Genomic DNA, 12,693 nt, shown 5'->3' on the forward strand with positions numbered 1-12,693 from the left:
GCCCCAAGGGCGGCATCAACGTCTACCGCTTCGACCCGGAGACCCAGACCCTCGATGCGGAGTGGACGCCACGGGGCTGGTTCGCGTTTTGATGGTGAGCGCTGTGGCTCCGATCGGCATGCGGTAATCGGGCGCTGCGTGTATGTTGTGGATTGCGCGTCACTTTGAGAGGCATCGACCATGACCAAGGAGACCCCGGCGCCGGACGGGCAACCGCGTTGCGCCTGGTGCGGGACGGCACCGGACATGCTGGCCTACCACGACACCGAATGGGGGTTCCCGGTGCGTGACGACCGCCGGCTGTTCGAGAAGCTGAGCCTGGAGAGTTTCCAGTCCGGTCTGAGCTGGCGCACGATTCTCGCCAAGCGGGAGAACTTTCGCGCCGCTTTCCATGGGTTCGATTTCGAGCGCGTGGCCGGATTCGGTCACGGCGATGTGGAGCGGCTGCTGGGCGACGCCGGCATTGTTCGCCACCGCGGCAAGATCGAGGCGGTGATCAATAATGCGCAGAAAGCCCGGGCGATGGCCGAGCAGCACGGGTCGCTGGCTGCGTTCTTCTGGCGCTACGAGCCGGACGGGGCGCCGGCTGCCGCGCCGCAGACGGTATCGACTTCAGCGGAGTCGGTTGCATTGTCCCGTGATCTCAAGAAACTCGGTTGGAGGTTCGTCGGCCCCACAACCGTCTACGCTTTTATGCAGGCCATGGGACTGATCAATGACCATGCCGAGGGTTGCGTGATTCGCGGCGCTGCCGCGCACGCACGGGAGTCGTTCGTGCGGCCCGTTGTCGGCCGCTGAATACGGAGGGAGAAAGACATGGACTCAGCAACCGAACACCGTGGTGCCTGCCTCTGCGGCGCCGTCAGCGTCGTTGCCACGGTGAAAAGCGATCACATGGGCGTGTGCCACTGCGTCATGTGCCGGAAGTGGGGTGGTGGGCCGCTCATGGCGGTCGAGTGCGGAAGTGCCGTGACGTTCCAGGGCGAGGATCAGATCGCCACGTTCAGCTCCTCGGAATGGGCGGAGCGCGGCTTCTGCCGGGTCTGTGGCACACACCTGTTCTACCGCCTGAAGGAGGATGGCTTCTACGCCATTCCTGTGGGGCTGTTCGACGGCGACGGGGCGTGGACGCTGTCCGAGGAGATCTTCATCGATCACAAGCCCGCCTTCTACTCGTTCGCCGAGAAGACCAGGGCGCTCACCGGCGCCGAGGTGTTTGCGCAGTATTCAGGCAGCTAGGCGAGGCGCTCACCGTATGCGCTGGACAGCGCGCGATAGACTTCGCCCATCGCCTGCATGCCCGAGCGGGCTTCCGCGAATGTCTCGCTCCTCGGTGCACCTGCGTCACGGCTGTTCATCAACACGTTACGCCTCCTGCAACGGAAATGGGACAGGGCCCCGCCCGCGCGTTGCGAGGGCGGAGCCTGTTGCGATTCGATACCATGCAGGCGCGATGCGCAGCCACTCGCAGTACGACGTATGAAACTGGATTGGGGACGGTATGACAACGGACAGGGACGAAGACGCAGCCGGGCGGAAACAGGCGGTGCTCGGCATCATCGGCGGGAGCGGACTCTATGATCTGCCTGGCCTCGACAATGCGCGTTGGGAAGGCGTCGAAAGCCCGTGGGGCGAGGCGTCGGACGAGATCCTGTTCGCGGAGATCGACGGCCTGCCGGTCAGATTCCTGCCGCGCCATGGACGCGGCCATCGTCTGGCGCCCGGCGATATCAACTACCGCGCCAACATTGATGCCCTGAAACGGGCGGGTGTCACCGATCTCGTCTCGTTCTCCGCGTGCGGTTCACTGCGTGAGGACTATCCGCCAGGGCAGTTCGTGCTGGTGGACCAGTTCATCGACCAGACCCGCGACCGGGAGCGGAGCTTCTTCGGCGCCGGCTGTGTGGCCCATGTCTCCATGGCCGATCCGGTCAGCCCCACCCTGGTCACGCTTCTCCGGGAGGCGATGGCACAAGAGCAGGTCGACGCCTCGGAATCCGGGACTTACGTCGTCATCGACGGGCCGCAGTTCTCGTCCCGGGCGGAGTCGCGGCTGTACCGGTCCTGGGGCTGTGACGTGATCGGCATGACCAATATGCCGGAGGCGAAGCTGGCTCGCGAGGCCGAGCTGGCGTATGCGACCGTGGCCATGGTCACCGACTACGACTGCTGGCACGACACCCACGACGCTGTCGACGTGGCCGGGGTGCTGGCGGTGATGAAGCGAAATACGGAGCAGGCGAAGCGCGTCATCCGTCGATTGGGCAGCACGTTTCCACGCGAACACCCGCCTTGCCCGGAAGCCGATCAAGCCCTGGACGTGGCCATTGTGACTGCACCGGAGCGCCGCGACCCGGATATCGTCCGTAAACTGGATGCCGTGGCCGGGCGGCGGCTATAACCGGCGCGTCGCGCTTGAACTTCGGGCGGGTCGCTCCCATTGTTCCGCTATGATGCGGATCTGCAGCTGCTACACGCGGTGGCTGCAGTTCTGTTTTTCTCATGCAGCCGGGAGAGTCTGAATGGCCAGTAGCGACGCCACGTACACCCCGCCGAGAGTCTGGACCTGGGACGCCGAGAGTGGCGGCAAGTTCGCCAGCATCAACCGCCCCATCGCCGGGCCCACCCACGAAAAGGCTCTACCCGTGGGGAAGCACCCCCTGCAGCTCTACTCACTGGCCACGCCCAACGGCGTGAAGGTCACCATCATGCTGGAGGAGTTGCTGGCGCTCGGGCACCAGGGCGCCGAGTACGACGCGCACCTGATCCGTATCACGGAAGGGGAGCAGTTCGGCAGCGGCTTCGTCGAGATCAACCCCAACTCCAAAATCCCCGCCATGGTGGATCAGAGCACCACGCCGTCGACACGGGTGTTCGAGTCCGGCTCGATCCTGTTCTATCTGGCAGAGAAGTTCGGCGCCTTCATGCCGCAGGACGCCCGCGGCCGCACGGAATGCATGAACTGGCTATTCTGGCAGATGGGCATGGCGCCGCTGCTGGGCGGTGGCTTCGGCCATTTCTACGCCTACGCCCCGGAGAACTACGAGTACCCGATCAACCGCTTCACCATGGAAGTGAAGCGTCAGCTCGACGTCCTCGACCGGACGCTGGCCCAGCGGCCCTATGTGGCAGGCGACGATTACACCATTGCCGACATGGCCATCTGGCCGTGGTACGGCGCATTGGCACTGGGGCGGCTCTACGATGCGGCCGAGTACCTGCAGGTGCATTCCTACGAGCATGTGGTCCGCTGGGCGGAAACCATCGATCAGCGCCCGGCCGTGGCGCGGGGCCGGATGGTCAACCGCGTCTGGGGCGAGCCCCACGAGCAGCTCCCCGAGCGTCACGACGCCAGCGACTTCGCGCTGCGCACCCAGGACAAGCTCGATGCGGCCAAGGGCGAGTAGCGGGGCAGCACCAATGGCAACAGTCTCGTCACTGGATGAAGCCGTGGAGTTGCTGGCGCAACTGCACGGGCTGGCTGTAGACGGTGAGCGGGCAGCGCTGGATGCCCGCATCACCGAGTTGGGCGCGAAACTGGACGCGGCACGGCGGGAAGCTGACCAGCTGCAGGAGCGGATCGCATCGCTCGAATCCGAGAACCGCACCCTGAAGCAGGCGGCAGCGGGGAGTGACGAGCCGGTGGAGGTGAAGAACGGCTGCTATCGCTTCGACGGCGACGACGCTCTTTACTGCCCCTTGTGCTGGGACAACAAACGCCACAAGGCCCGTACCACGCGCATCTCCTCGCGCCAGCGGGTGTGTGGTACCTGCCGGTCGCCGGTCAGCGCCTAGTCGACCCGCGGCGCGGGGCGTCGTTCAGCGAATCGATTGAGTGGGCTGCGCTGAACAGGCTTGACAGCTTCGTTATGTTAGCAAGGTACGATATAACATAACGGAGGCGGGATGACGCGTAATTCACTTCTGGGGGGTGCGCTCGCAACGGCGGCACTCGTATCATTCTCAGCCCATGGCGATGAATCGGCTGCCGCGGAATACAGTGTCCTGGGGCCCATTCTGGTGGTGCCGGTGACGTCCGGTGACGGGGCCACAGACTTCTCCAGGTTCGAGGTCGACGGCTTGCCGCGGGGCGATGGCGATGTCGCCCGCATCGCCCGGCTGTCGCCGGGTGTGCAGACGGGCTCCGGCACCGGTAGCGCCGGCCGGGCCGGCGAGGTCGACCCGGAGCGGCTGTCCATTTCCGGCGGCCGTTTCTACCAGAACCGTTTCACAGTGGACGGGTTTGCGAACGACAGCCTGCTGGATCCGGGCTGGGACCGGGAAACGGTGCCCTACGACACCCCCGGGCACCAGAATCGTCAGTTTCTGCCCGGGCACCTGATCGAGTCCGTATCGGTTCAGGACAGCAATATCCGGGTAACGGAAGGCGGATTCACGGGGGGCGTGGTGGACGTGGACACCATCTCCGCCTCGCCCGTGCTCACGGGGCGCGTGGGCGTGGGCGGGCAGCGCCCCGGTTGGTCGCAGTTCCAGCGCCGGGAAGCAGCGCCTGATGCACCCGAGCCCCGGTTCAGCAAACGGCAAGGAGATGCTTACGTTTCCGGGCCACTGGGTGATCGCACGCGAGCGCTCCTGTCGGCGAGTCGGCTGCAGTCTCGGGTGGACTTCGAGTCCAGCGATGACGATGGGCAAACCGCCACCGAGCGCAACACCAGCGACCACTATCTCGGCAAGGTCGAGCACGACCTCGAGGGCGGAGGCCTGCTTGAATTCACGGGTGTCCATGCACCTTACGAAGGCACCGATTTCGGTGCCTCGAGAAACCGCGATCCGTCCGACGTCACGCTTAGGCACCAGACCATCAGCACCGGGCTCAACTCCCGCATGCTGCTGCCGGTCGCCGGGGGAACGCTGAAGCAGCGGCTCGGCGTGCAGCACTCCGAAAACCGGCGTCGCTCGGATTCCAACCGCTTCAACTGGGCGCCCGTTGGCAGCAAGGCGGACTGCACCAGCGATATCTGGTGCACCCAGGGCGGCTTCGGTGACATCGACAAGTACGAGCAGGGCGTCGACTCCCATACCGCGTTCACCGCTCCGGCCGTTGACGTGGGGCGCACCTCCCACGTACTGACGTTCGGCGGCGAGTTGGGCTATACCGAGGGCCGGTTCGACGTCGATGAAGCCTCGAATTACACACTCTCCAGTCGTGACAGCCGGGGCTCCGGGGATACCCCTGACGACTGCGCGGCCGACGATCCCGCCTGTATCGAGGGCGAGCAGTTCATGGAAGAGCGCAGCTTCACGCCGGAGAGCAGCACGTCCGCCTCGCTGGCGCGCATGGCCCTGTTCGTCGAGGATGAAATGACCTTCGGCCGTTTCATGCTGCGCGGTGGGCTGCGGTACGACTACAACGACCTGCTGCAGAACCACGATATCGCCCCACGCCTTTACGGGCGCTACGATCTGTTCGACGACGGCGCGACCACCTTGAAAGCCGGTGCCGGCCGCTACTACGGGCGCACGTTTCTCGGTTTCAAACTGCGCGAAGGCCGCAACCCGATCTTTGATGAAGAGCGGGAGCTGGAGAACGGTCAGCCGGGTGACTGGGAGCGCACCGGCGAGGCGTTTCCGAACTTCCGTTTCGACGACGACCTGCGCACGCCCTATGCGGACGAGTACTCCGTCGGGATCGAGCAGCGCATTGATGGATGGGGGCTGGTGGATCTGCAGTACGTCCGCCGTGACTACCGTGACGAGTTCATGCGCCGGGATCGGGACCCTGGGCCGGGGGAACAGCTCGACAGCCCCATGACCAACGACGGCCGGACCGATTATCAGTCCGTTCGCCTGAACTGGCAGGCACGCTGGCAGAACGCGTCAGTGTTGGCCAACGTGACCTGGCAGGAGTCCGACAGCGGTGATCTCAGCTATGACCCCGATTTCGGCGAGGAGACCGGCCAGGTCATTTTCGAGGGCGACCAGATTGCCCGCTCGGAGCTGCCCCGCTCGGACTACAACCGCCCCTGGGAAGCCAACTTCGCCTATCTGCACAGGTTCCCGCGCTGGCACCTCCAGAGCAGTGTCGTGGTGAACTACGTGGCCGGTTATGACCGTGTGGTGTCCTCATTCGTCCCCGACCCGGATACAGGGCTGGATGTGTTCGAGGAAGCCAGCATCGATGCCGTGACCACGGTTGACGTGGGGGTGTCCTGGCGGCCGCCACTGGGGCAACGCCTGCAACTGGAGCTGGATGCCGAGGTGTTCAGCCTCTTCAACAACCGGCAGGCGCCCGAGGACCAGCGGTCGCAGTTCGAGATGGGCCGGCAGTACTGGCTCAGCGGCGCGGTGCGATTCTGACGGGGGCGTGATGAAACCCATCCATCGAATGCTGGGGGCGGCAGTACTTGCAGTCTCGACGATGCTGGCCGCGTCTTCTCACGCTTCGCCCGAGAATCGCGGAACGCTGGCGGAGACGTTGAGCGGCACTGGCCATGTGCTCTATTGGCGGCATGCGCTGACAGACCAGGAGGAGCGGGACCACGGAGTGTCCAGGTACCGTGGTCAAGGGTTGCCGGGTGAGGACGTGATGAGCGACTGCGACGCGCAGCGCACACTCTCGGATGAGGGGCGCGAGCAGGCGGCGACGGTGGGGCGTCTGCTGCGCAAGATGGGGTTTCGGGCAGGAGCCGTATACTCCAGCAGCTACTGCCGTAATCTGGAGACGGCCGAGCGCGGCTTCCCCTGGAAATCCGTTGAACACAATGACGCCGCCCTTTTCAACCAGCCGGCGCTGTCACAAGGCCCGCTTGTCGATGACGTCGTGGCTGGTCTCCGGCAGCTGTTATCCGACCCGCCTGAGGAGGCCAACCGGGTCCTGGTCGGGCACAACCTGAATCTCCAGAGCGCCGCCGGTGTGCACTTGCGCGAGGGGGAGATGGCGGTCTTTCGCCCGGATGATAGCAGCGACGGCTTCGAGCTTGTCGCCCGCTTCTCGAAAGACGACCTGCGCGAACAGGTGGCGGTGCTTGGTGACGAAACCGGCGCCTGGCAGGGCGAGGATGCAGTCGCCATGGCCGTGGCTGTCCACGCGCATATGCGTGATGTGGAAGCGCTCTTCAGGAATGCCTGGGCGGCGGAAGCCGGGGGGCATCGGCGAGGCCGAGTGCGTAATGCAGCCCAGCTGGAGCTTGCCCGCCGCGTTGATGATGACCCGGCGATCGATATGTCCGTCACCGACTACTATGCGCTGTTGGCGAAAGCGGCCTATGACGGCCCTTTGCGCGAGCGGATCAGCAATGCTGCCGAAGCGGCCGCCCCGGTTGTCCACGAGATCGGCGAGAAGGCGCTGGATGTTGCGGAGTCCAAGGCCTGGCTACACGGGGATGAGGCGCTCCACCCGGATGGTCGCGTTCCTCATATTACCGTGGGCCATGCCATTGCCGAGCTGGGAGGGAGGGCGGATAGCCGCATGGCGGGCGACGTCATCGAGGTCACGGGCATGCTGGACTTCTCGTTCATTGCGAGGGCGCAGGAGCGCGAGGCCGGGCACGGATTCTATCTGCTGAGTGATCATGATCCGGCCGCCGGGGTATTTTCGGAACTGCTGTGTGTCCGAGATGACATCGAGCGCATCGCGCTTGATCTACCTCTTCCGGACGAGGATATGAGCGAGGATGAGCGCGAGGCGGCGATCCTGTCTCGCATTCGCTCCTCCGCCAACGGAATCGCCGATTACACCCAGCGCAATCTCATGGGGACCAGCAGGTTCAGTGGCCGCCTGTTGAATGTGGTGCTACTGACCGACTGCAGGACGTTCCTGAAGTAAAGAGGTCAGGCGCGTTGCTGCCCGGTCTGGTCGGGCAGAAACACATCCCGCACCGACAGCGGGTTGCCGTCGGCGTCCTCCACCTGGACCAGTCGCACCGGCCGACCGGTGCGGCGGTCGCGCAGGTCCAGGTGCGGGGCGTCGGGGGCCGGGTTCCACTTGTCGCCCCACTGGCGCAGGGCGATGACCACCGGGAAGAGGTCCCGGCCTTTCTGGGTGAGGCGATACTCGAAGCGTGAGCCGTGTTCGCCCACGTCCACCTTCTCCAGCACGGCGTGCTCCACCAGCCGGCCGAGCCGGTCACACAGGATGTTACGGGCGATACCGAGCTGCTGCTGGAAATCCACGAACCGGCGCGTGCCGTACATGGCCTGCAGTACCACCAGCAGCGACCACCAGTCGCCCACCTCGTCGAGGGCGCGGGCGACGGAGCAGGAGGCGTCATCGAAGCGTTTCTTCACCATGGGGTCAGCGTATCCAAATTGGTTGCAATATGAAACTTGAATCAATAAGGTTTCAAAACAAAACCAGACTGCGGCGTCGGTGACGCCGCGCCCGACCATCAGGAGTATTGCGCCATGTCCAGCAACGTCGGCCCGCTGTTTGAACCGTATCAGGTGAAATCCCTGAAGCTGCGCAACCGCGTCGCCATGGCGCCGATGACGCGCAATTTCTCACCGGGCAATGTGCCCAATGACGACGTGGTGGCCTACTACCGTCGGCGCGCCGCCGGCGAGGTGGGGCTGCTGATCACGGAAGGCACCACGGTGAACCACAAGGCCGCCAACGGCTATCCGGACGTGCCGTTCTTCCATGGCGAGGCGGCCCTGGGAGGGTGGAAGAAAGTGGCCGATGCCGTGCACGAGGAGGGCGGCGAGATCTTCCCGCAGCTCTGGCACGTGGGTGCCGTGCGCCGGGAAGGCACCGAGCCCGACCCGTCGGTCCCGGGCTATAGCCCGTCCGGGCTGTTCGCCCCCGGCAAGCCCAACGGCAAGGCCATGACCAAAGAGGATATCCAGGACGTGGTCAAGGCGTTCGCCGATGCTGCGGCCGATGCCGAGGCGCTGGGTTTTGACGGCGTCGAGGTCCACGGGGCGCACGGCTACCTGATCGACCAGTTCTTCTGGGAAGGCACCAACCAGCGCGACGACGAGTACGGTGGCTCCATGGCCAACCGGCAGCGCTTCGCCATCGAGATCATCGAGGCGATCCGTGCGCGGGTCAGCCCCGATTTCCCGGTCATGCTGCGCTTCTCCCAGTGGAAGATGCAGGACTACAACGCCCGCCTGGCGCACACGCCGGAGGAGCTTGAGCAGTGGCTGAAGCCGCTGGTGGCGGCCGGCGTCGATATCTTCCACGCGTCGACCCGCCGTTTCTGGGAGCCGGAGTTCGAGGGCTCGGATCTGAATCTCGCCGGCTGGGTGAAGAAGCTCACCGGCATGCCCACCATGTCGGTCGGCAGCGTTGGCCTCACCGAGGACTTCATCAGCGGCACCATGGCCAGCAAGCAGGAGCAGGTGGAGCAGTCAGGCATCGACGAGCTGGTGGGGCGGATGACCAATGACGAGTTCGACCTGATCGCCGTGGGCCGTGCACTGCTGCAGGACCCGGAGTGGCTGTTGAAGGTCAAGGAGGGCCGGGCGGATCAGGTCGAGCCGTTCGCCAGGAAGTCGTTGAAGGCGCTGTACTGAAGCAGGCGCGGGCCGGTCGGTTATGAGGTAGACTCGGCCCGCGATGGCTGCCTATAAAGTCAAGATCCTGCGGCTGGCTGTTTTCGTTCGCCGGCACCCGTACCTGTTTGCCCTGATCGGTTTTCTATCCGGTGTGGGCAGTTTCCTGCTGGTTGATCGCCAGGAGGGCATGGCGAGTGCTGTTGCGGCGCTGGTGCTGGCCAGTTGGGTACTGCTGCTGCTCGAGCGCCCGATCAGGCTGCTGGTCGGGCGCTGGTTGGGTATGGAGGTGCCGGCGCCGGTGGTGCACTTCAGCGCGCAGCTGGTGCACCAGGAAAGCTTCTTCTTCGTGCTGCCGTTCTTCCTGATCACCACCACCTGGACCAGTACCCAGGCGCTGTTCACTCTGGCGATCGGTGCGGCGGCGGTGGTGTCCATCTGGGATCCTGTCTACCACGGCCGCCTGACGCAGCGGCGGTGGCTTTACCTCGCCTACCACGCCACGGCCATCTTCGTGACGCTGCTGACGGCGTTGCCGATCATCGTCCACCTGAGTACGCCGCAGACCTACGCCATTGCGACAGCGCTGACGGTCGTTTTTGCACTCCCCAGTCTCACCCATACTTTTCCGGCCCGGGGGCTGGCCGGCATCGCCGGGCTGGTGGCGTTGACGCTCGCGCTGGGTGCGTCCGCCTGGTTCGGTCGCGCGATCGTGCCTCCGGCGACGTTCTGGCTGACGGACATGGCGATTACCGACGACATGGACGAAGACATGCGCCGCGCCAATGGCACGAAGGAGGTGCTCTGTCCGGGAGAGCTTGACGGTGATCGTGTCTACGCGTTCTCCGGCGTCCGGGCACCACGGGGGCTCAATGAATCGGTCCACCACGAATGGAGCCACAACGGCCGCCTCCAGGACCGCATGGACGTCGAGGTGTTCGGTGGCCGGGAAGAGGGCTACCGGATCTGGACCTACAAGGAAAACTTCCCCGATGAACCTAACGGGCAATGGCGGGTGCGGGTGCGCACCGAGTCCGGTCAGCTCATCGGCCAGATCGACTTTCACATCGACTGTGACTAACTTGTTGAACGGTTAGTACCTTCCGTATGCGGCCGCACAGACACCGCCGCAGGCCGCCCTGCACGCTGGCAAGGCTCAGGCCGATTCATCGACTACAGCGCCCGTGGGCTCCGGGCCTGAGCGACGCCTCGCGGCATCGGGCTCAGCGGGTCTCGATGTGGGAGTAGTGCGGCATGAACAACCTGAAAGCGGCGTTGGTCGTGCTCGGCCTTGCGGGGGCGTTGCCGTTCGCGGTGTCCGCCCAGGAGTTCGGCCCCGTGGCCGGAGACCGGGAGTTCTCCATCTCGGGTACGGGGTCCAGCGACAAGAATCTTGATAGTGGGAGTTTCGGCGTCACCGGCGATCTGGGATGGTATCTGCAGGACTTCCTGATCCTGGGGGTCCGGCAAAGCGTCAACTACGCCAGCATCGAGGGCGAGGCTCTCAAGGACGACTTCTGGAATGGCACCACCCGTGGGTATGTGGATTATCAGTTCACGGCCACGGAACGCATGCGGCCGTTCGCCGGGGCCAGCCTGGGCCTGATCTACGGTGACGGGGTCAAGGACAGCGGCTTCGCGGGGCTGGAAGTCGGTGGCAAGTACTACGTGCGCACCAAGACCTATCTCCTGGGACGGGTCGAGTATCAGTGGTTCTTCAGCAGCTCCAGCGATGTGGATGATGCGTTCACGGATGATGGCGCCTGGGCGTATACCCTGGGCATGGGATACAACTTCTGATCGTGCCAGCGAACCGGTGGAGGCGCGCCGCGCCTCCACCGTCCTCGCCCGGGATCAGTCGCGCTCGTACTCGGGTGCGTTCCGCAGTGTCTCCTCGTCCATGTCCACGTAGAACACGGACTCGTCGTCCTCCATGGTGTGCTCCAGGTGATCCCAGCCCAGGCCGACATCCTGTCCGCCGAGCCCCAGGAAGCCACCGGTGGTGACCACAACACCCACGATCCGTCCGTCCTCGCCGATCACCAGGTCCCTGATCTCGCCCACGTCCTCGTCGGACCCGCGGTGCTTCACGGTCTTGCCGATCATATCGTCGGCGTAGAATGCACCCGAGGGCTTGCCGCTCATGTACCGCTCGCCGGCGTGCTCGGCCTCGGCCTGCATGTCGTCGCGGTCCTCCGCGAACGCCGCAGAACTCAGTGCCAGTGCCGGGGCAAGGGCGGCGGCAAGGGTCAGCGCGGTTAGCTTCTTCATGACTGTTCCTCCTCTGTTTGCCGGCAGTCTGCCGGACCCTCCTGGGTCTGTAACGCAGCCCCCGCCATGCGGGAGCGCCGTCTCTCTCAGCGTGGGCATTACCGCGTGCGCTGTCGGTGCGGTGGCGCACCTGTTCATGGTCCTGTGACGCAGTCCCGGAAAGTCGGGGAAGCGCTCTTGTACGGTCTTCAGAATCCGCCTCCAGATCCCGCTGACCGGAGACTGCGTTGCCAACACCCGTGCGTGCCCATACGCCCACGCAGGCCGCCGTGATTGCCGGCCTGCTGGCGTTTGCCTCGATCCTGGCCGCCCACGACGACGAAGGCGGGTATCGGCTGCTTCAGCTGGACGGTTACAAAGTGAAGTGGGGCGAGCAGCATCTGGGTGCCGGAGCAACGGTGAGCTATGCCTTGGCCGACGAGGCGCTGCGGTTCGATAATGCGCGCAACTGTCGCGATCTGGAGTCCATGAAGGCCCTTTCTGCAGGAGATCTCTCCATGGAGACCCTGGAGCACGAGACCGCAGCGGCGTTCCGGGTATGGGAGCGCGCCGCGGGCCTGTCGTTCCATCGGGTCAGCGATGTCCGGGAGGCCGATATCATTGTCGGTGCCCAGGGCCGGCCGAGGGGGCGGGCGTTCGCCAATGTCGCTTACGGCGGCGAGGCCGAAGCCGGCGTGCGCCCTATCGAGCAGGCGCTGGTCTGCCTGAATCCCGAGCAGGAGTGGAAAGTCGGGTTTGACGGGGACAAGGACGTCTATGACATCCGCTACACGCTGATTCACGAAATCGGCCACGCCATCGGCCTGGACCACCCCGGGCCGTCCGGCCAGGTGATGGGGTTTCGCTACACCGAGGCGTTCGACGCGTTGCAGCCCGGCGATCTGCGCGGGGTGCAGCGGCTCTACGGGGATGGTTCCGGTGAGTATGCATTGTTCGACTCGGACGGTGATCCAGACCGGTAGGCAG

Annotated in this window: 14 protein-coding genes; 11 read left to right on the top strand and 3 right to left on the bottom strand. The window is 64.9% G+C overall.

Annotated elements, in window-relative coordinates; genetic code table 11:
* The first annotated feature begins 180 nt into the window (after positions 1-180).
* Positions 181-798: a DNA-3-methyladenine glycosylase I gene (locus BMZ02_RS15210; RefSeq protein WP_091645424.1), complete on the top strand. Its 618-nt coding sequence runs from the start codon at positions 181-183 to the stop codon at positions 796-798.
* An 18-nt stretch (positions 799-816) separates the two neighbouring features.
* Positions 817-1,239 carry a GFA family protein gene (locus BMZ02_RS15215; RefSeq protein ID WP_091645425.1) on the top strand — a complete coding sequence of 141 codons (423 nt, stop codon included), beginning with the start codon at positions 817-819 and terminating at the stop codon, positions 1,237-1,239.
* Here the strand turns inward: BMZ02_RS15215 and BMZ02_RS19310 are convergent.
* Positions 1,236-1,358, bottom strand: coding sequence for a hypothetical protein (locus BMZ02_RS19310; RefSeq protein ID WP_281244346.1), 123 nt, complete (start codon positions 1,356-1,358; stop codon positions 1,236-1,238). The two genes, BMZ02_RS15215 and BMZ02_RS19310, sit on opposite strands and share 4 nt — an antisense overlap.
* Before the next feature lie 143 nt (positions 1,359-1,501).
* Here BMZ02_RS19310 and BMZ02_RS15220 point away from each other — a divergent pair, with 143 nt between their 5' ends.
* The 5 genes from BMZ02_RS15220 (at position 1,502) to BMZ02_RS15240 (ending at position 7,786) form a co-directional block, all read left to right on the top strand.
* The gene (locus tag BMZ02_RS15220; protein WP_091645427.1) at positions 1,502-2,401 is read left to right on the top strand and encodes an S-methyl-5'-thioadenosine phosphorylase; all 900 of its coding nucleotides are present in this window, start codon (positions 1,502-1,504) and stop codon (positions 2,399-2,401) included.
* A gap of 121 nt (positions 2,402-2,522) precedes the next feature.
* The gene (yghU, locus tag BMZ02_RS15225; RefSeq protein ID WP_091645429.1) at positions 2,523-3,407 is read left to right on the top strand and encodes a glutathione-dependent disulfide-bond oxidoreductase; all 885 of its coding nucleotides are present in this window, start codon (positions 2,523-2,525) and stop codon (positions 3,405-3,407) included.
* A 13-nt stretch (positions 3,408-3,420) separates the two neighbouring features.
* Complete coding sequence (locus BMZ02_RS15230; protein ID WP_139209238.1) at positions 3,421-3,795, top strand: hypothetical protein; 375 nt, start codon at positions 3,421-3,423, stop codon at positions 3,793-3,795.
* Positions 3,796-3,906: 111 nt separating this feature from the next.
* Complete coding sequence (locus BMZ02_RS15235; RefSeq protein ID WP_091645432.1) at positions 3,907-6,318, top strand: TonB-dependent receptor plug domain-containing protein; 2,412 nt, start codon at positions 3,907-3,909, stop codon at positions 6,316-6,318.
* A gap of 229 nt (positions 6,319-6,547) precedes the next feature.
* Entirely contained in the window at positions 6,548-7,786 is a 1,239-nt protein-coding gene (locus tag BMZ02_RS15240) for a histidine phosphatase family protein (RefSeq protein ID WP_171909950.1), read from the top strand.
* 5 nt (positions 7,787-7,791) lie between these two features.
* Here the strand turns inward: BMZ02_RS15240 and BMZ02_RS15245 are convergent, their stop codons facing one another.
* The gene (locus tag BMZ02_RS15245) at positions 7,792-8,250 is read right to left on the bottom strand and encodes a winged helix-turn-helix transcriptional regulator (RefSeq protein WP_091645436.1); all 459 of its coding nucleotides are present in this window, start codon (positions 8,248-8,250) and stop codon (positions 7,792-7,794) included.
* Between the two features lie 114 nt (positions 8,251-8,364).
* On the opposite strand from BMZ02_RS15245, the gene BMZ02_RS15250 reads away from it, so the two are divergent.
* From BMZ02_RS15250 to BMZ02_RS15260, 3 genes are all read left to right on the top strand, one after another.
* Complete coding sequence (locus BMZ02_RS15250; protein ID WP_091645438.1) at positions 8,365-9,477, top strand: NADH:flavin oxidoreductase; 1,113 nt, start codon at positions 8,365-8,367, stop codon at positions 9,475-9,477.
* Positions 9,478-9,520: 43 nt separating this feature from the next.
* A complete protein-coding gene (locus BMZ02_RS15255; RefSeq protein WP_091645440.1) occupies positions 9,521-10,537 on the top strand; it encodes a DUF5924 family protein in 1,017 nt (338 codons plus the stop codon).
* A 173-nt stretch (positions 10,538-10,710) separates the two neighbouring features.
* Positions 10,711-11,256, top strand: a complete 546-nt coding sequence (locus tag BMZ02_RS15260) for an outer membrane beta-barrel protein (protein ID WP_091645442.1) — start codon at positions 10,711-10,713, stop codon at positions 11,254-11,256.
* 54 nt (positions 11,257-11,310) lie between these two features.
* Here BMZ02_RS15260 and BMZ02_RS15265 read toward each other — a convergent pair whose 3' ends face one another.
* Positions 11,311-11,727, bottom strand: a complete 417-nt coding sequence (locus BMZ02_RS15265) for a PRC-barrel domain-containing protein (protein ID WP_091645444.1) — start codon at positions 11,725-11,727, stop codon at positions 11,311-11,313.
* A 272-nt stretch (positions 11,728-11,999) separates the two neighbouring features.
* Here BMZ02_RS15265 and BMZ02_RS15270 point away from each other — a divergent pair, with 272 nt between their 5' ends.
* Entirely contained in the window at positions 12,000-12,689 is a 690-nt protein-coding gene (locus BMZ02_RS15270; protein WP_091645612.1) for a matrixin family metalloprotease, read from the top strand.
* Positions 12,690-12,693: the final 4 nt, after the last annotated feature.

Source organism: Aquisalimonas asiatica, assembly GCF_900110585.1.
GTDB lineage: Bacteria > Pseudomonadota > Gammaproteobacteria > Nitrococcales > Aquisalimonadaceae > Aquisalimonas > Aquisalimonas asiatica.